27 protein-coding genes are annotated in these 20,597 nt (G+C 68.2%); 11 read left to right on the top strand and 16 right to left on the bottom strand.

What is annotated here, in order from left to right; genetic code table 11:
- Position 1: 1 nt before the first annotated feature.
- Positions 2–385 (bottom strand): YccF domain-containing protein, encoded by a 384-nt coding sequence (locus H5399_RS07720; protein WP_182782416.1) that lies wholly within the window; start codon positions 383–385, stop codon positions 2–4.
- A gap of 120 nt (positions 386–505) precedes the next feature.
- Between H5399_RS07720 and trmB the strand changes: the two genes are divergently transcribed.
- From trmB to H5399_RS07700, 4 genes are all read left to right on the top strand, one after another.
- The gene (gene trmB / locus H5399_RS07715; RefSeq protein ID WP_370585713.1) at positions 506–1,237 is read left to right on the top strand and encodes a tRNA (guanosine(46)-N7)-methyltransferase TrmB; all 732 of its coding nucleotides are present in this window, start codon (positions 506–508) and stop codon (positions 1,235–1,237) included.
- Positions 1,221–2,054 carry a tRNA pseudouridine(38-40) synthase TruA gene (locus H5399_RS07710; protein ID WP_182782415.1) on the top strand — a complete coding sequence of 278 codons (834 nt, stop codon included), beginning with the start codon at positions 1,221–1,223 and terminating at the stop codon, positions 2,052–2,054. The genes trmB and H5399_RS07710 overlap by 17 nt, the downstream gene beginning before the upstream one ends.
- Entirely contained in the window at positions 2,051–2,653 is a 603-nt protein-coding gene (locus H5399_RS07705; protein ID WP_370585712.1) for a class I SAM-dependent methyltransferase, read from the top strand. The genes H5399_RS07710 and H5399_RS07705 overlap by 4 nt, the downstream gene beginning before the upstream one ends.
- A gap of 166 nt (positions 2,654–2,819) precedes the next feature.
- The gene (locus H5399_RS07700) at positions 2,820–3,434 is read left to right on the top strand and encodes a superoxide dismutase (RefSeq protein WP_182782414.1); all 615 of its coding nucleotides are present in this window, start codon (positions 2,820–2,822) and stop codon (positions 3,432–3,434) included.
- A gap of 60 nt (positions 3,435–3,494) precedes the next feature.
- On the opposite strand, the gene H5399_RS07695 is transcribed toward H5399_RS07700, so the two are convergent.
- The 11 genes from H5399_RS07695 to infA all read right to left on the bottom strand — a co-directional run bounded on the left by H5399_RS07695 (position 3,495) and on the right by infA (position 11,468).
- The gene (locus tag H5399_RS07695) at positions 3,495–4,286 is read right to left on the bottom strand and encodes an ABC transporter ATP-binding protein (RefSeq protein WP_182782413.1); all 792 of its coding nucleotides are present in this window, start codon (positions 4,284–4,286) and stop codon (positions 3,495–3,497) included.
- Positions 4,286–5,191, bottom strand: a complete 906-nt coding sequence (locus tag H5399_RS07690) for an ABC transporter permease (RefSeq protein WP_182782412.1) — start codon at positions 5,189–5,191, stop codon at positions 4,286–4,288. The genes H5399_RS07695 and H5399_RS07690 overlap by 1 nt, the downstream gene beginning before the upstream one ends.
- A gap of 20 nt (positions 5,192–5,211) precedes the next feature.
- Complete coding sequence (locus H5399_RS07685; RefSeq protein WP_182782411.1) at positions 5,212–6,237, bottom strand: ABC transporter substrate-binding protein; 1,026 nt, start codon at positions 6,235–6,237, stop codon at positions 5,212–5,214.
- An 89-nt stretch (positions 6,238–6,326) separates the two neighbouring features.
- On the bottom strand, positions 6,327–7,343 hold the full coding sequence (locus H5399_RS07680) for an ABC transporter substrate-binding protein (RefSeq protein WP_182782410.1): 1,017 nt from the start codon (positions 7,341–7,343) through the stop codon (positions 6,327–6,329).
- Between the two features lie 129 nt (positions 7,344–7,472).
- Positions 7,473–8,015, bottom strand: coding sequence for a 50S ribosomal protein L17 (gene rplQ / locus H5399_RS07675; protein WP_182782409.1), 543 nt, complete (start codon positions 8,013–8,015; stop codon positions 7,473–7,475).
- A 26-nt stretch (positions 8,016–8,041) separates the two neighbouring features.
- Complete coding sequence (locus H5399_RS07670) at positions 8,042–9,064, bottom strand: DNA-directed RNA polymerase subunit alpha (RefSeq protein ID WP_182782408.1); 1,023 nt, start codon at positions 9,062–9,064, stop codon at positions 8,042–8,044.
- Positions 9,065–9,166: 102 nt separating this feature from the next.
- Entirely contained in the window at positions 9,167–9,772 is a 606-nt protein-coding gene (gene rpsD, locus H5399_RS07665) for a 30S ribosomal protein S4 (RefSeq protein ID WP_182782407.1), read from the bottom strand.
- Positions 9,773–9,800: 28 nt separating this feature from the next.
- On the bottom strand, positions 9,801–10,211 hold the full coding sequence (rpsK, locus tag H5399_RS07660; protein ID WP_182782406.1) for a 30S ribosomal protein S11: 411 nt from the start codon (positions 10,209–10,211) through the stop codon (positions 9,801–9,803).
- Between the two features lie 36 nt (positions 10,212–10,247).
- The gene (gene rpsM, locus H5399_RS07655; RefSeq protein ID WP_182782405.1) at positions 10,248–10,622 is read right to left on the bottom strand and encodes a 30S ribosomal protein S13; all 375 of its coding nucleotides are present in this window, start codon (positions 10,620–10,622) and stop codon (positions 10,248–10,250) included.
- Between the two features lie 250 nt (positions 10,623–10,872).
- Positions 10,873–10,986, bottom strand: a complete 114-nt coding sequence (rpmJ, locus tag H5399_RS07650) for a 50S ribosomal protein L36 (protein ID WP_020575560.1) — start codon at positions 10,984–10,986, stop codon at positions 10,873–10,875.
- Positions 10,987–11,246: 260 nt separating this feature from the next.
- Positions 11,247–11,468 carry a translation initiation factor IF-1 gene (gene infA / locus H5399_RS07645; RefSeq protein ID WP_068749455.1) on the bottom strand — a complete coding sequence of 74 codons (222 nt, stop codon included), beginning with the start codon at positions 11,466–11,468 and terminating at the stop codon, positions 11,247–11,249.
- Positions 11,469–11,589: 121 nt separating this feature from the next.
- Here infA and H5399_RS07640 point away from each other — a divergent pair, with 121 nt between their 5' ends.
- On the top strand, positions 11,590–11,871 hold the full coding sequence (locus H5399_RS07640) for a YciI family protein (RefSeq protein WP_182782404.1): 282 nt from the start codon (positions 11,590–11,592) through the stop codon (positions 11,869–11,871).
- 13 nt (positions 11,872–11,884) lie between these two features.
- Here the strand turns inward: H5399_RS07640 and H5399_RS07635 are convergent, their stop codons facing one another.
- A complete protein-coding gene (locus tag H5399_RS07635; protein ID WP_182782403.1) occupies positions 11,885–13,264 on the bottom strand; it encodes a 6-phospho-beta-glucosidase in 1,380 nt (459 codons plus the stop codon).
- On the bottom strand, positions 13,261–14,031 hold the full coding sequence (locus H5399_RS07630; protein WP_182782402.1) for a DeoR/GlpR family DNA-binding transcription regulator: 771 nt from the start codon (positions 14,029–14,031) through the stop codon (positions 13,261–13,263). The genes H5399_RS07635 and H5399_RS07630 overlap by 4 nt, the downstream gene beginning before the upstream one ends.
- Before the next feature lie 112 nt (positions 14,032–14,143).
- Here H5399_RS07630 and H5399_RS07625 point away from each other — a divergent pair, with 112 nt between their 5' ends.
- The 6 genes from H5399_RS07625 to H5399_RS07600 are packed head-to-tail and all read left to right on the top strand — an operon-like array spanning position 14,144 to position 19,138.
- Positions 14,144–15,508, top strand: a complete 1,365-nt coding sequence (locus tag H5399_RS07625; RefSeq protein WP_220490880.1) for an extracellular solute-binding protein — start codon at positions 14,144–14,146, stop codon at positions 15,506–15,508.
- On the top strand, positions 15,501–16,403 hold the full coding sequence (locus H5399_RS07620) for a carbohydrate ABC transporter permease (RefSeq protein WP_370585711.1): 903 nt from the start codon (positions 15,501–15,503) through the stop codon (positions 16,401–16,403). The genes H5399_RS07625 and H5399_RS07620 overlap by 8 nt, the downstream gene beginning before the upstream one ends.
- Entirely contained in the window at positions 16,400–17,209 is an 810-nt protein-coding gene (locus tag H5399_RS07615) for a carbohydrate ABC transporter permease (RefSeq protein ID WP_182782400.1), read from the top strand. Before H5399_RS07620 ends, H5399_RS07615 begins: the two co-directional genes overlap by 4 nt.
- Positions 17,206–18,366 (top strand): carbohydrate kinase family protein, encoded by a 1,161-nt coding sequence (locus H5399_RS07610; protein ID WP_182782399.1) that lies wholly within the window; start codon positions 17,206–17,208, stop codon positions 18,364–18,366. The genes H5399_RS07615 and H5399_RS07610 overlap by 4 nt, the downstream gene beginning before the upstream one ends.
- Positions 18,367–18,425: 59 nt before the next feature.
- Entirely contained in the window at positions 18,426–18,767 is a 342-nt protein-coding gene (locus H5399_RS07605) for a hypothetical protein (RefSeq protein WP_182782398.1), read from the top strand.
- Entirely contained in the window at positions 18,713–19,138 is a 426-nt protein-coding gene (locus tag H5399_RS07600) for a MerR family transcriptional regulator (RefSeq protein WP_182782397.1), read from the top strand. The genes H5399_RS07605 and H5399_RS07600 overlap by 55 nt, the downstream gene beginning before the upstream one ends.
- Positions 19,139–19,168: 30 nt before the next feature.
- On the opposite strand, the gene H5399_RS07595 is transcribed toward H5399_RS07600, so the two are convergent.
- On the bottom strand, positions 19,169–20,170 hold the full coding sequence (locus H5399_RS07595) for a hypothetical protein (protein WP_182782396.1): 1,002 nt from the start codon (positions 20,168–20,170) through the stop codon (positions 19,169–19,171).
- A 39-nt stretch (positions 20,171–20,209) separates the two neighbouring features.
- A complete protein-coding gene (locus tag H5399_RS07590) occupies positions 20,210–20,572 on the bottom strand; it encodes a DUF1707 domain-containing protein (protein WP_182782395.1) in 363 nt (120 codons plus the stop codon).
- Between the last annotated feature and the right edge of the window lie 25 nt (positions 20,573–20,597).

Here is a 20,597-nt window from a genome sequence, read left to right as displayed (position 1 = left end):
TTCAGAAGATGGAGCCGTTGTCCACGATCTGCTTGCCGAAGGGGAAGCAGGTCACGGGGATCATCTTGAGGCTGACGTAGGCGTTCGCGATGCCGATGATCGTGAGGGTCTGCGCCAACGCCGCGGCGACGTGCGCCAGGGCCAGCCACCAGCCGGCGATGAGGAACCAGATCACGTTCATGATCGCGGATCCGGCCCCGGCTTCCGGCCGCCTGATCACGCTCCGCCCGAAGGGCCAGAGGACGTAGTTCGCCATCCGGAACGACGCGACGCCGGCCGGGATGGTGATGATGAAGATGCAGGCGATCACGCCGGCGACGAAGTAGCCGAGGGCGAGCCAGAACCCGCCGAAGACGACCCAGATGATGTTGAGCAGTGTGCGCATGTCTCTCCTTGTGGCGCGGCCGACATGCACAAGCGTATGCGCTGCGCAGCGGGCTCCGGGCCGGCCCTGCGGGGTAGGGCCCCCGGTGAGGCCGACGGCGATCCCCACTAGGCTGGTCCGGTGGATCCGCTGCCCCCCAGACTGCACCGCGACGTTGTGAGCTTCGTCCGACGCAGCGCGCGCATGAACGAGTCCCAGGCGAGGTCCTGGGAGCGCCACCGCGACACCTACGTGGTCGACCTGCCCCGGGGGCCGTTGTCCACGTCCATCGCCGACGATGCCTCCGTGGACTGGGCTGCGGAGTTCGGGCGCGAGGCGCCGCTGATCGTGGAGATCGGCTCCGGCACGGGAGACTCGTTGGCGCCGATGGCCGCCGGGCGGCCGGAGTCGGACGTGGTGGCATTCGAGGTCTTCGAGCCTGCCATCGCCTCCACGGTGGGGCGGCTGGCCCGTGCCGGGGTGCTCAACGTCCGCATCGTCATCGCCGATGGCGCGCAGGGCCTGGACAGGCTCTTCGGCGACGGCACGGTCAGCGAGCTGTGGACGTTCTTCGCTGATCCCTGGCACAAGAAGCGCCACCACAAGCGGCGGCTGGTGGGGCCGGACTTCGCGGATGTGGTGACGGCCAAGCTCGCCCCCGGGGGACTGTGGCGGCTGGCCACCGACTGGGAGGACTACGCGCTCTGGATGAGGGATCACCTCGATGCCGCGCCGGGCCTGGTCAACGAGCACGACGGTTGGGCGCCGCGCCTCGCGGAGCGGCCCGTGACCAAGTACGAGGCCAAAGGGCTCGCCGCGGGCCGCCGCGTCTACGACCTCACGTATCGGAGGATCGATGCGGCTCAGGCTTGATCTGGCCTACGACGGCACCGCGTTCCACGGCTGGGCCACCCAGCCAGGGTTGCGTACCGTGCAGGAGGTGGTGGAGGAGCGGATCGGGCAGCTGCTGAGTCTGCCGGTGAGGCCCACGCTGGTGGCCGCCGGGCGCACCGACGCGGGCGTCCACGCCCGCGGTCAGGTCTGCCACCTCGATCTCGTCCTCCCTGAGGGTGCACCCGCCGCGCACCAGCCGGACGGCGCGGCCTATCTCTACCGCCGCCTCCGCCGCGCCCTCCCCGCCGACGTGGTCGTCAAGTCCGTCTCCCCCGCCCCGGCGGGATTCCACGCCCGCTATTCCGCCATCTGGCGGCGGTACTGCTACCGGGTCCTGAGCGCCGACTCCCCGCCGGACCCGTTGGTGCGGAGCCACGTGGTGTCGCTGCGACACACCGTCGACTTCGACCGCTTCAACGCCGCGGCCGCGACCCTCATCGGTTTGAGGGAGTTCGCGCCGTTCTGCAAGCCCCGCGACGGTGCCACCACCATCCGCGAGCTGCGGGAGTTCAGCGCCACCCGGCGCAGCGACGGCCTGATCGAGATCCATCTTCTGGCCGACGCGTTCTGCCACTCCATGGTCCGCTCACTGGTGGGCGCCGTCACTGCGGTGGCCGCCGGCCGCCGCGACCTCGCCTGGCTGGAGCGGGTCGCCGCCACCCCTGCCAGGCACGGCGAGGTGCTCGTGATGCCCGCCCGTGGGCTCACCCTCGAAGAGGTGGGCTACCCCGCCGACGACCGCCTCGCGGCCCGCGCCCTCGAGGCCCGCGCCACGCGCACCCTGGAGGATCTGTGAGCCACTACTTCCACACGCCGGAGGGTCCGGTCTCGACCCGGCAGATCACCGCGCACATCTGGGGCATGGAGCTGAGCTTCACCACCGCCGGCGGCGTGTTCTCCGGGGCCCGCCTGGACCCAGGCACGGCGATCCTGCTGAGGGAATCGCTGCCGCCTGAGGAGGGTCACCTGCTGGACCTGGGGTGCGGCTTCGGACCCATCGCGGTGGCTCTGGCTGCGGCCTCCCCCGCGGTCACCGTCGACGCCGTCGACGTCAACGCCCTCGCCGTCGAGCTCACCGGTCTCAACGCCGCTGCTGCCGGGGTCGCGGAGCGGGTGCGGGCCACGGCCCCCGACGGCGTCGCGGCGGAGGTCCGCTACCGCGAGATCTGGTCAAACCCGCCCATCCGGATCGGCAAGGTGGCCCTGCACCAGCTCCTGCTCACCTGGCTCCCCCGCCTTGAGCCGGGCGGCGTGGCGCGCCTCGTGGTGAACAAGAACCTTGGCGGTGACTCGCTCCAGCGCTGGCTCATCGAGCAGGGCTATCCCACCGAGCGGGTCGCCTCCGCCAAGGGCTTCCGGATCCTCGAGGTGTCCCCGGGCCCGTCGCCCGAGTGATCGCGCCCCTGAGGGTGGCGACGCGGTGATCCGCGACTCGAAGGACAGCGGGTTCTGCCTAGACTGACGTCTCGAAGCGCCATAGTTGAAGCACGAACTATTTTTCGCCCCTAGGATGGGAGAGTCAGCGCGCCCCCGGGCGCGAGTCTTTCCACAAGGAGTGAGCATGACCTACACCCTCCCCGACCTCGACTACGACTACAGCGCGCTTGCGCCCCACATCGCCCCCGAGATCATGGAGCTGCACCACAGCAAGCACCATGCCGCCTACGTCAAGGGCATCAACGACGCGCTCGAGCAGCTCGCCGCCGCGCGCGAGAAGGGCGACCTGGGCGCCGTCAACAAGCTGAGCAAGGACGCCGCCTTCCACCTCGGCGGGCACATCAACCACTCCGTGTTCTGGAAGAACATGTCCCCCGACGGCGGGGACCGCCCCGACGGCGAGCTCGCCTCGGCGATCGACGAGTACTTCGGCGGCTTCGAAGGCTTCCAGAAGCATTTCAACGCCGTGGCCAACGGCATCCAGGGCTCCGGCTGGTCGATGCTCGTGTGGGACACCCTGGGCCAGCGGATGAACATCAACCAGCTGTTCGATCAGCAGGGCAACCTGCCGGCCGGCCAGATCCCGCTGCTGCAGCTCGACATGTGGGAGCACGCCTTCTACCTGCAGTACAAGAACGTCAAGGGCGATTACGTCAACGCCTGGTGGAACGTGGTCAACTGGGCCGACGTCGCCGAGCGCTTCACGAAGGCCAAGGCCGCCTCGGCCGCCCTCGCCTGATCCGACGCCGACACGTTGAAGGGCCCCGGGGATTCCCCGGGGCCCTTCAACGTGATCGAGTCAGTCGAGGAGGGTGCGGTCCGCCAGGCTGGCTCCCTTGATCTTCGAGAACTCCTCCAGCAGGTGCTCGGCGGTGATGTGCTTCTTGGCCGCCTCGTCGACCTCGAGGACCACCTTGCCCTCGTGCATCATGATGAGCCGGTTGCCCAGCTCGATGGCCTGGTGCATGTTGTGGGTGACCATGAGGGTGGTGAGGCGGTGGCGGGCGACGGCCTCCCCGGTCAGCCGGGTGATCAGCTCCGCCCGCGACGGGTCCAGGGCCGCGGTGTGCTCGTCGAGCAACAGGATCGACGGCTGGGCATAGGTGGCCATGAGCAGGCTGAGCGCCTGCCTCTGACCGCCCGACAGCATGCCCACGCGCATCTGGAGCCGGTCCTCCAGGCCGAGTTCCAGCGTGGCCAGCGCCTCGCGGTACAGCGCCCGCTTCGGCTTGGTGACCGCCATCCCCAGGCCCCGGCGCTTGCCGCGCTCGAAGGCGATGGACAGGTTCTCCTCGATGGTGAGGTGCGGCGATGTCCCGGCCATGGGGTCCTGGAACACGCGCGCCACCCACTTCGCGCGGCGGTGCTCGGGCATCCTCGTGACCTCGCGTTCGTCGATCAGCACCTGTCCGCCCTCGGCGAGATAGCGACCCGCCACCACGTTGAGCATCGTGGACTTGCCGGCGCCGTTGGAGCCGATGACCGTGACGAAGTCGCCCTCGTGCAGGGTGAGGGTCAGGCTGTCGAGCGCGAGCCGCTCGTTGACGGTACCGGGGAAGAACCGCTTGGTGACGTTGACGAGCTTGAGCATCAGGCAGCCGCCCCTTCGGTGATCGCCTTGGCGCGCCTGCGCTGCGAGCGCAGCCTCCGGATCGGGTCCCACGCAGGCAGGACGAGGGCGAGGACGACGAGCACCGCGGAGACGAGTTTCATGTCGTTGGGGTTGAACCCGTTGCTGAGCGCCACCTGGATGACGCCACGGTAGATCACGGAGCCGAGCGCGGCGGCCATGACGGCCTGCCACACCGAGGTCAGTCCGAAGATCGCCTGGCCCACGATCACCGACGCCAGCCCGGCGACGATGAGGCCGATGCCCATGGAGATGTCGGAGAAGCCCTGATACTGGGCCACGAGCGTCCCGCAGAGCGCCACCAGGCCGTTGGAGATCATGAGGCCGACGATCTTGGTGGACCCGGTGTTGATGCCCTGCGACTGGGCCATCAGCTCGTTGTCGCCCGTGGCGCGCATCCCGACGCCGTAGCTGGTGCCGAGGAACCAGTACACCAGCACGCCGATCACGATCACCACGACCGCGAAGAGGCCCACCGACGTCCAGGTGCCCAGCACCTTGTCCGCCCGCAGGCCGGAGAACAGCGTCTCCTGGCGCAGCAGCGGGACGTTGGCCTTGTTGCCCATGATCCGCAGGTTGATCGAATACAGGGCGATCTGGGTCAGGATGCCCGCCAACAGCGGGTTGATCCCACCCCACACGTGCAGCAGGCCGGTAACGGCGCCGGCGATCATGCCGGCCACCACCCCGGCCACCATCGCGAGCGGGATCGGGGCCCCGTTCACGATGAGGATGGCGCAGGTGGCCGCCCCCGTCGTGAAGGAGCCATCCACCGTGAGGTCCGGGAAGTCCAGGACCCGGTAGGTGAGATACACCCCCAGCGCCATGACGGCGTAGAGGAGTCCGATCTCGAGCGCGATGATCATGGTGTGTGTCTACTCGTCGGTCAGAACTGCTTGGTGGCGCGGGAGACGATGGCCTCGGGCAGCGTCAGGCCCTGCTTCGCGGCGCCCTCCACGTTGACGAAGAGGTCGAACTCCTTCTGCGTCTCCACCGCGATCTCGGAGGCCGGGGTGCCCTCCAGCAGCTTGAGGAACACCGCTGCGGCGTCCTTGCCCTGCTGGGTGTAGTTCACCGACAGGCCGGCGGCCGCGCCGCGCTCCATCGTCGACTCGTCCGAGGCGAACACGGGCTTCTGCTTCTGTTCGGCGACCTGGATGAGCGACTCTGCGGCGGAGACCACGGTGTTGTCGGTGGGGATGAGGTAGGCGTCGACGTCGAGGGACTCGGCGGCCTGCTGGACCTCAGACGAGTTCGTGACGGTGGCCGACACGATCTCGATGCCCATCTCGCCGGCGGCCTCCTCGGCCTCCGTGACCTGGACCTCGGAGTTGACCTCGCCGGAGGAGTAGACGATGCCGACGGTCGCCACCTCGGGCAGCGCCTCCTTGATCAGCTCGAGCTGCTCCTTCATCGGGTTGAGGTCCGAGACGCCCGTGATATTGGCGTCCGGGGCGTCCCACGACGACACCAGCCCGGCCTCAACCGGGTCGGTGACGGCCGCGAACACGATGGGGCGGTCCGTGATGACGTTGGCCAGCGACTGCGCCGTGGGCGTAGCGATGGCGAGGAAGCCGTCGTAGTCCGACGAGGCGAACGTGTTGGCGATGTTGGTGAGCGTGGACTGGTCGCCCTGGGCGTTCTGGAGGTCGAACTCCGCGTTCTCGCCTTCCACGTAGCCGGCCTCGGCCAGCGCGTCGATGAAGCCCTGCTGGGCGGCGTCGAGCGCGGGGTGGGACACGATCGTGGCGATGCCGACGCTGATCGACTCGGGCGCAGCCTGGGACTCGGCGGCCGAGCTTGAGGCGGCGACGGTGGACTCGGCGGGGCTGGTGGCGGGGCTGGTGGTGCCGCCGCAGGCGGTGAGTGCGAGGGCGCTGGCTGCGCCGATCGCGAGGGCCTTGAGCTTCATGATTCTCCTAGAAGGGGTTCCGCTGATTCGGTGTCTCGCTGATGGCTCAGCGTAGTTTCAGGGCGGGGGTCGCAACGAGCCCGTCCACATCAGTAGGTGGTGGCCGCGTCTTCAGCCACGTCGTCCGGGATGGTGACGCCCATCCGCTCCGCGGCCGCCGGGTTGATCACAAGATCGAGCGCCTCCGCCAGCTCCACGGGCGTCTCGGCGGGGTCAGCGCCCTCGATGATGCGGGCGATCATGGCCGCGGTCTGCAGACCCTGGGCCTTGTAGTCGGTGGCCAGCGCCGCGGCGGCGCCCCGCTCCACGGAATCAGGATCGGAGGTGACGAGGAGGCGCTGGCGCTGCTCCGCCACCTGGATCATGGATTCCATCGCCGAGACCACCGTGTTGTCCACCAGCACGAAGTAGGCGTCGACGTCCAGAGACTCCGCGGCCTGCTGCACCTCGGAGGAGTTGGTGATGGTGGCTGTCTTGACCTCGATGCCCAGCTCGGCGCCGGCCTCGATGGCGGCCTCCGCCTGCACCTGGGCGTTGACTTCGGCCGACGAGTAGACGATCCCGACGGTCTTCACCTCCGGCATGATGCGCTGGATGACGGTGAGCTGTTCGTCGGTGGGCAGCTGGTCGCTGGTTCCGGTCACGTTGCCGCCGGGGTTGTCCATGGATTCGACGAGCCCCGCGGCAACGGGGTCCGTCACAGAGGCGAACACGATGGGCCTGTCCTGGACCACTTGTGCCAGGGCCTGCGCCGGCGGCGTGGCCAGCGCGACGAACAGGTCGTGGTCCGAGGCTGCGTAGGTGTTGGCGATGCTGGTGAGCGTCGCCTGGTCCCCCTGCGGGTTCTGGAACTCGAGCGTCAGGTTCTCGCCCTCCACGTAGCCGGCCTGCGCCAGGCCCTCCCTGATGCCCTCGAACACTGCGTCCAGTGACGGGTGGGACACGATGGTCACCGCCCCGATCGACACGGTCGCCTTCTCGGGGGCGCCGGAACCGCCGTCTCCGGGCGCGGCCTCGGAGCCCCCTGGGGCGGTGGCGCCTGTTCCGCACCCGGCCACCAGCAGTGCACCGGCCAGAGCAACAGCCCACACTTCGCGTCGCGTCATCACAGTCTCCTCCTTCGGCGTCGCCCAACCTTATCTACGACGGGCGTCGCCACCGAAACCGGGCCCACCAGTGGTGTCCGGGAACGCAAAGAGGGGGCCCTCGAAGGCCCCCTCTCTGTAGTGTGCGTGCTACTTGGCGTCGGTCTCCTCGACCTCAGCCTCGTCAGCCTCGTCAGCGGCGGCCGGGGCCTCGTCGACGAGGTCAGCCTCCACAGTCTCGTCGGCAGCGGACTCCTCGACGACCGGGGCCTCGTCGACGACCGGGGTCTCCTCGACCTTGTCGGCCTTCTTCGCGGCCTTCGGCTTCGACACGACGGGCTCGGTGATGATCTCGATCACCGCGAGCGGGGCGTTGTCGCCCTTGCGGTTGCCGATCTTCGTGATGCGGGTGTACCCGCCTTCACGACCCTCGAGCGACGGCGCGATCTCCTCGAACAGGCGACGCACGACGTCCTTGTCCGTGACGGAGGTGAGCACGAGGCGACGCGCGTGCAGGTCCCCCCGCTTGGCCTTCGTCAGCAGCTTCTCAGCCAGCGGCTGGACGCGCCGGGCACGCGTCTCGGTGGTGGTGATGCTTCCATGCTCGAAGAGCTGGGTGGCGAGGTTGCGCAGGATGAGGCGCTCGTGGGCCGGGCTGCCGCCCAGACGAGCGCCCTTGGTTGGCTTGGGCATGTCTATTCTCCAGAACTAGTGGGCGGTCAGTACTGCTCGGTCTCGGCGAAGTCAGCGTCCTCGTCGTTGTCCTCGTCGTAGCGCTCGATGGCCTGCAACGGGTCGAAGCCGGGGTGCGAGTCACGCAGCGCGAGACCCAGACCGGCCAGCGTCTCCTTGACCTCGTCGATGGACTTCGATCCGAAGTTGCGGATGTCGAGCAGGTCCTCTTCGCTGCGGGCCACGAGCTCGCCCACGGTGTGGATGCCCTCGCGCTTGAGGCAGTTGTAGGAACGCACCGACAGCTCAAGATCCTCGACGGGGAGGTTGAGCGACTCGGCGATCTGCTCGTCGACGGGCGACGGGCCGATCTCGATGCCCTCGGCATCTGCGTTGAGCTCCCGGGCGAGGCCGAAGAGCTCCACCAGGGTGCGGCCGGCCGAGGCCATGGCATCGCGGGGGGCGATCGATGGCTTGGTCTCCACGTCGATGATGAGGCGATCGAAGTCGGTGCGCTGGGCCACGCGGGTGGCCTCCACCTTGTAGGTCACCTTCAGGACCGGCGAGTAGATCGAATCCACGGGGATCCGGCTGATCTCGGCGTCGGGGTTCTTGTTCTGCACGCTGGACACGTAGCCGCGGCCTCGCTCGACCACCAGCTCCATCTCGATCTTCCCGTTGTCGTTGAGCGTGGCGATGTGCAGCTCCGGGTTGTGGATCTCGACGCCCGCGGGGGGCTGGATGTCACCAGCGGTGACGGTGCCTGCGCCGGCCTTCCGGAGGTACATGACCACCGGCTCGTCCTCCTCGGAGGAGAGCACGAGGCTCTTCAGGTTGAGGATGATCTCGGTGACGTCTTCGACGACGCCCTCAAGGGTGGAGAACTCGTGCTGGTTGCCCTCCACCTTGATGCTGGTCACCGCGGCGCCAGGGATCGAGGACAGCAGGGTACGGCGCAGTGAGTTGCCGAGCGTGTAGCCGAAGCCGGGCTCCAGCGGTTCGATCATGAACCGTGAACGGAACTCGGAGACGACGTCCTCGGAGAGGCTGGGGCGCTGTGCGATAAGCATGGGTGTTCCTTCCCGCACCAACCGATATCTGATGGTGCGAATGCGGCCGCGAGGCCTGAGGGTGATACGGGCCGACCGGAACTCCCGGCCGGCCCTTCAGCATTACTTCGAGTAGAGCTCGACGATCATCTGCTCCTGGACATCCACGACGATCTGCTCGCGGACGGGGAGCTGGTGCACGAGGATCCGCATCCGGTTGGGACGGGCCTCGAGCCACGCGGGGACCGCGCGGTCGCCGTGGGTCTCGCGGGCGATGACCAACGGGGCCATGGTCAGCGACTTCTCCGCGACGTCGATGATGTCGTGCGCGCGGACGCGGTACGACGGGATGTTCACGCGCTGACCGTTGACCAGGAAGTGGCCGTGGACCACGAGCTGGCGGGCCTGCCGACGGGTGGTGGCGAAGCCTGCGCGGTAAACCACGTTGTCCAGGCGCGACTCGAGGATCTGCAGCAGACGGTCACCGGTCTTACCCGGGTGACGATCAGCTTCCTGGTAGTAGCGGCGGAACTGCTTCTCCAGGACGCCGTAGGCGTAGCGCGCCTTCTGCTTCTCCTTGAGCTGCAGCGAGTACTCGGAATCCTTCGTGCGGCCGCGACCGTGCACACCCGGGGGGTACGGACGGCGCTCGAAGGCCTTGTCGTTGCCAACCAGGTCTGTCCCGAGACGACGAGACTTCTTGGTCAAAGGGCCGGTGTAACGAGCCATTTTCTTCTAGTCCTTTTCTCTCGGGCGATCAGACGCGACGGCGCTTGGGCGGGCGGCAGCCGTTGTGCGGCGTCGGGGTCACGTCCGAGATGGCGCCGACCTCGAGGCCGACGGCCCCCAGGGAGCGGATCGCGGTCTCACGGCCGGAGCCGGGGCCCTTGACGAACACGTCGATGCGCTTCATGCCGTGCTCCATGGCACGACGGCCAGCGGCCTCGGCGGCCATCTGCGCAGCGAACGGCGTCGACTTGCGGGAGCCCTTGAAGCCGACGGTTCCGGCTGAGGCCCACGCAATCACAGCCCCGGTGGGATCGGTGATCGAGATGATGGTGTTGTTGAAGGTGCTCTTGATATGCGCCTGACCGGCGAGCACGTTCTTCTTTTCCTTGCGGCGCACCTTGGTTTTGGTGGCGGCCGCCTTGCGGCTTGCAGTAGCCATTGAGTCCTTCTCCTAAGTCCTGCAGAGGGGCGCGGGTTAGCGCGCCTTCTTCTTGCCAGCGACGGCCTTCTTCTTGCCCTTGCGGGTGCGCGCATTGGTGCGCGTGCGCTGACCACGAACCGGCAGACCACTGCGGTGGCGACGGCCCTGGTAGTTACCGATCTCAACCTTGCGGCGGATGTCGGCGGCAACCGTACGGCGGAGGTCGCCCTCGATCTCGTACTTGCCTTCGATGTGGTCGCGCAGGGCGACGAGCTGGTCCTCCGTGAGCTGGTGGACTCGGACATCTCCGCTGATACCAGTGGCGGAGAGGGTCTCGGCGGCGCGGGTCTTCCCGACGCCGAAGATGTAGGTGAGTGCGACTTCCAGACGCTTTTCGCGCGGGAGGTCAACACCAACGAGGCGTGCCATCAGGCGGTTACCTTTCTCAAACATGTCGATCCTGACTCGATGAGGAGCCCGGTCGCGGACCGCGAAGGTGTGTGGCGTGAAGCGTCCCCGCCGCCTGTGGTGCACTCATGCACCGACGGGGCCCTGGCCTTCGCCCAGGGGTGGGGACCCCGAGAGGGGTCCTTGCGTTCACGTTGCTTTCAGTTGTCGGCGGAGTGGGCGATCGACCCGTCCCGCGGTGTTCTGCATGCCAGGGGCCAGTGGCCCCGGGTCAGCCCTGCCGCTGCTTGTGGCGAGGGTTTTCGCAGATCACCATCACACGACCGTGCCGGCGGATGACCTTGCACTTGTCGCAGATCTTCTTGACGCTCGGCTGAACCTTCATTCGAGCAACCTTTTCAATCGGCGACTGGGAGCGCGGACGCGCCCAATCTTGTGGTGGATAGCTTGATCGACATGCCGGGCATGCAGACATGTCCGGTCATAGACGACCGACGCACCACTCTACGTGACGAGGGCTCGAGTTGCCAAAACGAGGAGGCTCCCCTGGGCTGGGGTGGCGGTGGCGCGACGGGAAAAGCAAAAAGGGCCCCCGCCGTCGATCGGCGAGGCCCTTCTCTGTGGCGTGCGACGGGTGTGCCGCGCTCACTTGTGACGGTAGACGATGCGTCCGCGCGTCAGGTCGTAGGGAGACAGCTCCACCACGACGCGGTCCGCGGGGAGGATGCGGATGTAGTGCTGGCGCATCTTGCCGCTGATGGTCGTGAGGACCTTGTGTCCGTTGGCCAACTCCACGCGGAACATCGCGTTGGGCAGGGCCTCGACCACGGTGCCCTCGAGCTCGAGGGCTCCTTCTTTCTTCGCCATGTATTCTCTCTCGTTGCCCCGGCCCGCCCACTGCGCGCCGGTTAGTACCAATCGGCTATTCTACGCTGCCCCGCCCGGCAAGGCCAAACACTGACCCCACCCGTGGGGCTAGCCTGGGGCCATGAGCTACTTCGTGGTCCAGTACACCTACACAGACGACCCGCGGGCCCTCGACGCCGAGCGCCCCCACCATCGCGCCTACCTCACGTCCCTGCTGGACGACACGCTGGTGACAAGCGGTCCATATGTGGGAAGCGACCTCCCTGGGGCACTGCTGATCTTCACCGCCGATTCCGCCGCCGAAGTCGAGGACCTCCTGGACCGCGACCCCTTCTGGGCGGCGAACCTGATCGCCGAGCGCTCGATCGAGGAATGGAACCCGGTCCTCGGTTCGCTGGCCTGATCCAGGGGAGAATTCAGCGCTGGAACAACTCGGCGATCGACGGATGGGCAGCCGCGTAGCCGTCGAGCAGCTCCTTGCCCAGGCGCGGCGAGGCCACCAGGGGATGGATGGAGAAGCCCTCCCACGCCTTCTCGCGGTTGCCCGTGAGCGCCGCCTCGGCGATCGCCTGCTCGGCGGCCCGGAGGGTGCTCATCTGACCCAACTGCTGCAGCGTCAACGGCGCGACCGGCTGCGGGTGAACCCCCGTCCCGTCCGCGAGGCAGCCCACCTCCACCACGACGTCGTCGGGCAGCTCCGGCACGATCCGCCTGGCTGAGCTCCGGTTGCCCACGTCGAGGATCATGCGTTCCGGAGCTCCGGTGGCCAGCGCGGTCATGAGCCGCAGCGCCACCTCCTGGTAACCGCCACCGGCGACATCCTCGTCGTTGCGGGCCTCGTCGCCCTCGCGGGCCTCGGCCATGTAGGTGGCCTCGCGTTCGTGGAGGGCATCGTGCCAGAGCCCTAGCGGCGACTCGCAGCAGGCGACCGCATCGTAGAAGCGGCCCTGCTGGTCGCCCAGGTACTGGCCGCGCGTCTGCGCCGCGCGACGGATGTTGCGGATCGCCTCGTCGGTCTTCCAGTAGTAGTAGAGGTATTCGTTGGGCAGCGCGCCCATCGCCCTGACCCACGGCTTCTCCAGGAGCCGCGCCTCCTCGACGTGCTCCAGCGCGTCGTCCGAGGCGAGGAGGCCTGGGAGCAGGTCCACGCCGTCCACGCTCACCGACCTCAGCCAGCCGAGGTGGTTGAGGCCCACGTAGTCGTAGTCGACGCGATCGCGGTCGTGCTCGAGGGAGACCCCGAGCAGCCGCGACACGCGCCGCACCAGGCCGATGGGGGTGTCGCAGATCCCCACGACGCGGTCGCCGAGGACCGTGCGCATCGCCTGGGTGACGATCCCCGCCGGGTTGGTGAAGTTGATGGTCCAGGCCTCGGGTGCGACCTCAGCGATGGTCTCGGCCACCTGCCTCATGACAGGCACCGTGCGCAGCGCGTAGGCCAACCCTCCGGGGCCGACTGTCTCCTGGCCCAGGAGGCCCAGGTTGAGGGCGACCCGCTCGTCGGCGATCCGCCCCTCGGCGCCGCCGACCCGGATGGCGGCGAAGACGAAGTGGGCGCCGACGAGGGCGTCGCGCAGGTCCGTGGTGACGCGCAGGCTGGGTGGATCGACGAGCTGGCGGGCCCGTTCGCCGATCACCCGTCCGATCGCTTCGAGCCTTGAGGCCGAGGTGTCGTGGAGGACCACCTCGGTGATGTCTACCGCGGGACGTCCCGAGGCGGACAGCGCGTTGGTGGCGACGGCGTCGTAGACCAGCGGCACGCGGAAGCCGCCTCCGCCAAGGATCACGAGCTTCATGGGGTGAGGACCTCCAGGGACGAGTCGGGGGGGAGGGTCAGCTGGGACGGCGTCAGCGGTTGGTCGGTGATGAGGCCGGTGAAGCTCGCCACGGGCACCACCTCCAGGAATCCGATGCCGGGGAACTTCTTGTGATCCGCCAGGAGCCACGCCCGGTTGGCGATGTCGATCATGGCGCGCTTGACCGGCACCTCGCTGGGCGTGGAGTCCAGTACCGCACCGTCGGGACGGATCCCTGAGGCGCCCATGAACGCGACGTCGACGCGCACCTGCCGCAGACAGGACTCGGTGAGCACACCCACCAGCGATTCGTAGTTGGGCCGCAGCACCCCGCCCATCACGACGAGATCGATGCCGGGCGCTCCTGCCAGCGCCCTCACCACCGCCAGGGAGGCCGTGACCACGGTGAGGTCCCGCTCACGGAGGTGCTCGCACATGGCGAATACCGTGGTCCCGATGTCGAGTGCCACGACGTCCCCGTCTGCCACGAGGGCGGCGGCGCGGCGCGCGATGGCCCGCTTCTCGCGTGTCTCCCGGGCGGCGACCACCTCGAAGGCGGCCGCATCCGCCTCCGGGCGGATGGGACTGCGCGGAATCCTGGCCCCGCCGCGGACCCGCTCCACCAGCCCGCGGGCCGCCAGCTGATCGAGGTCACGCCGAGCGGTGGCCTCAGAGACGCCGAACCGCGACGCCAGTTCCGGAACCGAGAGCGCGCCGCTGCGGCGGATGAGGCTGACCACCTCGTGGTGGCGAACGTCCGTCAACATGGCATGGCCCTTCGCCGATGTTTCAATTCCGCATCAACTTTACTAGGGACCAATCATCATCGAGCAGATGGTGGCAGAATCTTGCATACCGATGTCCGAGGAGGGACTATTCATGACGCTTCGCCCACTCACCCGTCGCTACTTCCTCTACGGGGCCGGCCTGGCCAGTGCCGCCGTGTTGTCGGCCTGCGCCCCAGGGGAGGCCCCTGTCACCACGGACTCGAGCGGCGCTGCCACGCCCGAGGTGACGGACCCCGCACAGCTGGGAGACATCGAGCTCGTGGTGTGGGACCAGGAGGTCCGCGGCAGCCAGAACGACTCCCTGGTGGCGCTCAATGCCGCCTTCCAGGAGAAGTACCCCAACATCACGATCAAGCGCACCAGCCAATCCTTCGACGACCTGAAGACCCAGGTGTCGTTGGCGCTCTCGGGCAACGACGTGCCGGATGTGGTACAGGTCAACAACGCCCGCGGCGACATGGGCCAGTTCGTCAAGGCCGGCCAACTGCTGGACCTGACGCCCTACGCGGACCAGTACGGGTGGGCGGACCGCTTCTCGGATTCGGTCCTGTCCAAGGTCCGGTACTCCGCCGACGGCACGACCTTCGGCGAGGGCAACCTGTACGGCCTCCCCCAGACCGGCGAAGTGGTCGGGATCTTCTACTCGCAGAAGAAGCTCGACGCGCTCGGCGGAGCCGCGCCCACCACGTGGGAGGAGTACTTCGCGCTCCTCGATGCCGCGAAGGCCGCCGGCGAGCAGCCGATGGCGCTCGGCAACATCGAGAAGTGGCCCGCGCTGCACGTGTTCGGCCCCCTCCAGGCCCACTTCGTGGAGCCGGTCGAAGTCGTGAAGCTCGGGATGGGCAACGAGGGAGCCTCGTGGGTCGACGAGCCCAACACTGCCGCCATGGAGAAGTTCCAGGAGTGGGGCGAGAAGCAGTACTTCGGCACCTCGCCCAACGGCTTGGACTACGACCCGGCCTGGAACGACTTCACCACCGGCACCGGCGTTTTCCTGCCGGGCGGCTCGTGGCTCGGGACTGACATGGAGGCGATCATGGGCGAGGATCTCCACTTCATGGCTCCTCCGCCCGCCGTTGACGGCAAGCCCGCCACCACCGGTGGCACCGGGATCCCGTTCTCCATTCCCGCGAAGGCAGCCAACGCCGCAGCGGCCGCGGCCTACATCGACTTCATCACCAGCGAGTCGGCGATGGAGACCATTGCGGACAACGGCGGCATGCCCGTGCTCCGCACCAAGGAGCTGGCTCCCGCCTCCGGCGTGCAGAAGGAGATCTACGAGGCCTTCGACACCGTCTCGACCACCGGCACCCTGCTGCCCTACCTGGACTACGCGACCCCGACGTTCAGCGATACGGCCGGCCAGGGGCTGCAGGAGGTGCTGGGTGGGCAGAAGTCTGCAGCCGAGGTGCTGCAGGACTTCGAGGCGGACTACCAGGCCTTCATCGGTGGCTAACGGGTGGGGACGGCCGTCGCCCGTCGTCCGTCACCGGGCGACGCCGTACCTCTACCTTCTTCCCGCGTTCCTGGTCTACGGCGCGTTCATGCTGTTCCCCCTGATCAGGGCCGCGCAGTTCTCCCTGTACGACTGGCCCGGGTTCGGACCCTCGACCTTCGTGGGGCTCGGCAACTACGTTGACCTGCTGGGTGACGAGCGATTCCTCGCCGCCATCCAGCATGCCCTGATCCTGATCATCTTCTACTCGATCCTGCCGCTGATCGTCGGCCTGGTCCTGGCGGCCATCCTCCGCCGCGGCCAGGTCCGGGGGCTGGGCTTCTTCAGGGTGGCGATCTTCATGCCGCAGGTCATCGCGCTGGTGGTGGTGGCGGTGGCGTGGCATCAGATCTACTCACCGCGGGGCATCCTCAACGACGGACTCGCCGCGATCGGGCTCGGGCACCTCGCCCGCGGATGGCTGGGCGATCCCAATCTCGCCCTCCCCGCCGTCGGCATGATCGGCTTCTGGCTGCAGACCGGGCTCGTGATGCTGCTCCTACTGGCCGGCATGGGACGCATCCCGGGCGACCTGTTCGAGGCCGCGCGCCTCGACGGCGCCGGGCCGGTGAGCGAGTTCTTCGCCATCACCCTCCCCAGCGTGCGCGGCGAGATCACCACCGCGCTGGTCCTGACCATCATCGCCGCCCTCAAGACCTTCGACCTGGTCTACGTGACCACCTCCGGCGGGCCGGGCACCGCCACGACGGTGCCCAGCTACGAGGTCTACAACCGCGCCTTCAATCTCAAGATGGTGGGATCCGCCTCAGCCGTGGCCATCGTTCTCACCATCCTGGTCTTCGTCATCAACGTCGCCATCTCGCGGATCGGCGAGGAGAAGGTGGTGCGGCGATGAGAGTCTCGACCACGGAGAAGGTCCTCAACTACATCATCCTCATCGCCTTCTCCCTCTACGCCCTGCTCCCGATCCTCACCATCGTGGTCACGGCGCTCAGCCCGCAGTCCGGCATCACCGGGGGGGCACTCCACTTCGAGAACCTCGTCGACGCCTGGAACATCGGCCAGTTCGGTGGCGCGCTGACGCGCTCGCTGATGGTGGCCGTCGTGGTGGTGTCCGCCGCCTTGAGCCTGTCGATCCTGGCGGGCTACGCCTTCGGCACCATGCGGTTCCGCGGATCCACCGCACTGTTCTACCTGTTCCTTCTCGGCCTCATGGTGCCGGCAGAGGCCATCGTCATCCCGCTCTTCTTCGACTTGCGATCGCTCAACCTCACCGACACCATCTGGGCGGTCGCGCTCCCCCAGATCGCGCAATCCATCGCGTTCGGCACCTTCTGGATGCGCGCCCAGTTCAGGGCCCTGCCGCCCAACCTGGTCGAGGCCGCCGCCATCGACGGCGTCAGCGGCATGCAGACCCTGTGGCGGATCGTCGTGCCACCGTCGCTGCCCTCGATCGCCACCGTCACCGTCCTGATGTTCATGTGGACGTGGAACGAGTTCCTCATCCCGCTGGTCATGAGCCCCGGCGCCCAGTGGCGCACGGCACCGCTCGGGCTCGCGGTGTTCAAGGGCCAGTACACGGCGGACTACGCGCTGATCGCCTCAGCCGGCGTGATCATCGCCGCGCCGATCGTGATCGTCTTCCTCCTCCTTCAGCGTTACTTCATCTCCGGGATGCTGGAAGGGGCGGCCAAGGAATGACAGAGCACGATCACAGCCCGATCGACGAGGCCACCGTGTGTGAGGAGTGCTCGCCGTGGGATCCGCTGGAGGCGCAGCGAACGCCGGAGGATCCGCCGCTGGACGTGCTCACCACCGGCACGATCTTCTTCGACCTCATCTTCACCGGCCTCCCCAGGCTGCCTGAGCCTGGCGAGGAGCTGTACAGCGCGGGCATGGGCTCCTGCCCCGGCGGAATCGCGAACCTCGCGACGGCGGCTGCCCGGCTGGGGCTCCGCACCGGCCTGGTGGCGGGATTCGGCGATGACGCCTACGGCGACTGGATGTGGGACACGCTCAGCGGGCAGGAGAAGATCGATCTCAGCGCGTCACGCCGATTCTCCAACTTCCACTCCGCCCTCACCGTGTCCATGGCGTTTCACGACGACAGGGGCATGGTCACCCACATGCACCCCCTCCCCGAGTCGTTGGAGCCTGACCTGCTTGCCGCCCCGGCCTCACGCGCTGCCGCGGTGGACCTGAAGGAGGGGGCGCCCTGGTGGCACACGCTCAAGGCGCGGGGCACGCTGCTCTTCGCCGATGTGGGCTTCGACGAGACCGGTCGCTGGGACCAGTCCGTCCTTCATCTGCTGGAGGACTGCCACGCCTTCACTCCCAACGCGCTCGAGGCCATGCACTACACCCGCACGGACAGGCCTACCGACGCGGTCCGCAAGCTCGCGGAACTGGTCCCGCTGGCGGTCGTGACCGACGGCGTCCACGGGTCCTTCGCCATCGACCAGGCAACCGGCGAGGAGGCCTACTGCCCGGCGGTCCCCGTCGCGGCGATCGACCCCACCGGCGCCGGAGACGTGTTCGCCGCGTCGATCCTGTTGGGGACGCTGGCCGGTTGGCCGCTGCAGCACCGCCTGCACTTCGCTGCGCTGACGTCCTCGCTCGCGGTGCGGCAGTTCGGAGGCTCGCTCGCGGCGCCCGGCTGGGGCGACGTGGCGGACTGGTGGCGGTCCACCTCCGCCCGTGCCGCCGGGGGCGACCTCAAGGCCTCCTATGTCCTTCGGGACTACGGCTTCATCCGGGACCTGCTTCCGGATCATCCGGTCCTCGGGGTGCGTCGGGCGCAGGGCACCTTCGCGATGGCGTCGGACGCCGGTGCCCGCCACGCCCCTTCCCGCGGCTGACGGCGGTTTCTTGACCAAGCCTTGACCTCAAGCGCACTTCAGGTCCTAGCGTCGATGACATGAACGTCCTCACTGGCACCGTCCGCACGCTCTACGCCGCCGCCGCACTGCTCCAGGTGGTCCTGGCCGTGGCCGTCTTCACCCGCGCCTGGGGGATCGCTCTCATCTTCCTCGGAGCCGCTGCCCTGTTCGCACGTGGCGCAGTCCGCGGTTGTTCGCGCAACTTCCTCGTCGGTTCGATCCTCGCGCTTGCCGCGCCCCTGCTGATCGGGCTGACGGGAATCGAGCCGTTCGAGATCCTGCACCACCTCCTCCGGCTCGCCGTTCTCGGCGGCATGCTTGTGGCATGGCACCTGATCAAGCGCTCAGCATCGGCGCCGTCGCCCGCGCCGTCGGCCTGAGCGTCGAGGCCGTCCGTTACTACGAGACCGAAGGCCTGCTCAGCCCTCAGCGCGACCAGTCAGGACACCGTCGCTACGCACAGGTGGATCTCGATGCGGTCAAGGTCATCACCGCGCTGCGTCAAGCGGGGTTCGGGATCCGAGACATTGAGCAGGTCATCGGCGCGAAGAGGGCTGAGGACACCCCCGAGCAGCGGATCAGCGCCGCCCTCGAGGTGCTGGCCGAACTCACCGAGCGCCTCGACGCCCGTCAGTCCGCGCTCGACGCCGCACGTGCGCTGTGCCGCGGTTGGCAGCATGACCTCAGCGCAGCCCGCGATGCGATCGCGGCGGGCGGCGACGTCGAACACCTGGTGCGGGACCAGGGCTGACCGAGGTGTGATCGGGCCGCTCTCAGGCATTCAGTCCACGTCGGCGGGGTCCGCCGTCCAGGTGTTGCAGTTGGCGAGCGTGGCGGAGTACAGCCCGCGCATGCCCCAGGTGGCCACCGAGTCCTGTGAGCCGTGGATCCCGTCCTCGATGACCGCCCGCAGATAGGGCTCGAAGGAGTCGTACACCTCGCGGGTCATCTCGAACGACCGGTCGTGGGCCATCATCGCGTAGGAGAAGCAGGTGGCCTGAAGCTCCAGTCGGCGAGCCGACTCGTTGTCCCCGCCCACGTTGTACTCCGCCATGAACATGCCCGCCTCTGACTGGAGGTGGTGCCCGTATTCGTGCCCGGCCATGTCCTTGACGCCGAAGTCGTGCCAGGAGGCGCCGTTGAGTGTGGTCTCCCCGAAGTAGATGGCGCCCCCCTGCGCCGAGCAGTACAGCGCCGGCGCGACCACCTCGCCACACGGCGTCTCCACCCGGTCGCCTGCGTAGAAGAAGACCGGGATGTCCTCGGTGCTGTAGCCCAGCGAGGCCAGCGTGGGCTTCCACGCCTCCTGGAGACAGGCCATCTGCGCCCGGGCGGCGCCTTCGAGCTCCTCCAGCGAGAACACCGCCGCCGGTGTCGGACATCCGTCGAGCGTGGGCAGGACGGGGCCGTAGAGCGCGCTCTGCTGCAGCGTGATCCAGTCCGGGTGGGCGGAGGTGGGTCCGGGGAGCGGAGGCCACTCCCGGGCCGGCAGGCCGACGGTTTCAGGCTCGAGGATGGGCGCCACGGGCTCCGACGCGGCCGGCGCCGTCGTCTCGGGATCCTGTGCCTCGGTGGGCTCCGGGGCTGCAGAGGATGGGTCCGGCAGGACGATCTGCGGCTCGCGGGAGGTCATCCCCACCAGCGCGCCGAACAGTGCGGCCGCGACGATCAGGCCCACTCCCCCGAGCACAAGCAGAACCAGGAGCACGACGCCTGCGCCCCCACGCGAGCGGCGCGGCGGCGGCTGGACCCAGACGCGGTGCTGCGAGTACCAGTCCTGCATCAACGACCTCCTCGGCCTCGGGAACCCAGCGGCAGCGGCTCAGAGAAAGGTGATCACCAGAAGGAGAAGCAGGACGGCCACCAGCGCCACGCCGACGACTCCCACACCGAGGGCGATCGGCACCAGGTTGCGGGGTTCTGACACCCTGCCGGCCGGAGGACCGCCCTGCTGGACGATGGCGGGAACTTCGGTGGCGGCGGCGGGCAGCCGCTCGATGACGGGGACCAGGTCCCCCAGCGTCCGCGCCGCGTAGACGACATCCATGGAGCCGGCGTACTCGTCGTGGGTGATCCGCCCGTCGGCGAACGCCGAGTTCAGCCTGGTGGTGAGAGACTCGCGCTCAGTCTCGTCAACCGGGTCGGCTGCGCGTTGGAGGTATTTGGAGGACGGTGGGAGCGCCATGGCCCCATCTTAGGCTGGGCCGGCA

Origin of the sequence: Tessaracoccus sp. MC1627 (assembly GCF_014164725.1) — a bacterium.
In the GTDB taxonomy this organism is placed as follows: domain Bacteria; phylum Actinomycetota; class Actinomycetes; order Propionibacteriales; family Propionibacteriaceae; genus Arachnia.
This window is presented reverse-complemented; position numbering and strand designations above follow the sequence as displayed.

Bases quoted from the DNA above. Each gene is read 5' to 3' on its own strand.
- H5399_RS07720 (WP_182782416.1), bottom strand. From the start codon at position 385: ATGCGCACACTGCTCAACATCATCTGGGTCGTCTTCGGCGGGTTCTGG.
- H5399_RS07710 (WP_182782415.1), top strand. From the start codon at position 1,221: ATGCGGCTCAGGCTTGATCTGGCCTACGACGGCACCGCGTTCCACGGC.
- H5399_RS07700 (WP_182782414.1), top strand. From the start codon at position 2,820: ATGACCTACACCCTCCCCGACCTCGACTACGACTACAGCGCGCTTGCG.
- H5399_RS07695 (WP_182782413.1), bottom strand. From the start codon at position 4,286: ATGCTCAAGCTCGTCAACGTCACCAAGCGGTTCTTCCCCGGTACCGTC.
- H5399_RS07690 (WP_182782412.1), bottom strand. From the start codon at position 5,191: ATGATCATCGCGCTCGAGATCGGACTCCTCTACGCCGTCATGGCGCTG.
- H5399_RS07685 (WP_182782411.1), bottom strand. From the start codon at position 6,237: ATGAAGCTCAAGGCCCTCGCGATCGGCGCAGCCAGCGCCCTCGCACTC.
- H5399_RS07680 (WP_182782410.1), bottom strand. From the start codon at position 7,343: ATGACGCGACGCGAAGTGTGGGCTGTTGCTCTGGCCGGTGCACTGCTG.
- rplQ (WP_182782409.1), bottom strand. From the start codon at position 8,015: ATGCCCAAGCCAACCAAGGGCGCTCGTCTGGGCGGCAGCCCGGCCCAC.
- H5399_RS07670 (WP_182782408.1), bottom strand. From the start codon at position 9,064: ATGCTTATCGCACAGCGCCCCAGCCTCTCCGAGGACGTCGTCTCCGAG.
- rpsD (WP_182782407.1), bottom strand. From the start codon at position 9,772: ATGGCTCGTTACACCGGCCCTTTGACCAAGAAGTCTCGTCGTCTCGGG.
- rpsK (WP_182782406.1), bottom strand. From the start codon at position 10,211: ATGGCTACTGCAAGCCGCAAGGCGGCCGCCACCAAAACCAAGGTGCGC.
- rpsM (WP_182782405.1), bottom strand. From the start codon at position 10,622: ATGGCACGCCTCGTTGGTGTTGACCTCCCGCGCGAAAAGCGTCTGGAA.
- rpmJ (WP_020575560.1), bottom strand. From the start codon at position 10,986: ATGAAGGTTCAGCCGAGCGTCAAGAAGATCTGCGACAAGTGCAAGGTC.
- infA (WP_068749455.1), bottom strand. From the start codon at position 11,468: ATGGCGAAGAAAGAAGGAGCCCTCGAGCTCGAGGGCACCGTGGTCGAG.
- H5399_RS07640 (WP_182782404.1), top strand. From the start codon at position 11,590: ATGAGCTACTTCGTGGTCCAGTACACCTACACAGACGACCCGCGGGCC.
- H5399_RS07635 (WP_182782403.1), bottom strand. From the start codon at position 13,264: ATGAAGCTCGTGATCCTTGGCGGAGGCGGCTTCCGCGTGCCGCTGGTC.
- H5399_RS07630 (WP_182782402.1), bottom strand. From the start codon at position 14,031: ATGTTGACGGACGTTCGCCACCACGAGGTGGTCAGCCTCATCCGCCGC.
- H5399_RS07625 (WP_220490880.1), top strand. From the start codon at position 14,144: ATGACGCTTCGCCCACTCACCCGTCGCTACTTCCTCTACGGGGCCGGC.
- H5399_RS07615 (WP_182782400.1), top strand. From the start codon at position 16,400: ATGAGAGTCTCGACCACGGAGAAGGTCCTCAACTACATCATCCTCATC.
- H5399_RS07610 (WP_182782399.1), top strand. From the start codon at position 17,206: ATGACAGAGCACGATCACAGCCCGATCGACGAGGCCACCGTGTGTGAG.
- H5399_RS07605 (WP_182782398.1), top strand. From the start codon at position 18,426: ATGAACGTCCTCACTGGCACCGTCCGCACGCTCTACGCCGCCGCCGCA.
- H5399_RS07600 (WP_182782397.1), top strand. From the start codon at position 18,713: ATGGCACCTGATCAAGCGCTCAGCATCGGCGCCGTCGCCCGCGCCGTC.
- H5399_RS07595 (WP_182782396.1), bottom strand. From the start codon at position 20,170: ATGCAGGACTGGTACTCGCAGCACCGCGTCTGGGTCCAGCCGCCGCCG.
- H5399_RS07590 (WP_182782395.1), bottom strand. From the start codon at position 20,572: ATGGCGCTCCCACCGTCCTCCAAATACCTCCAACGCGCAGCCGACCCG.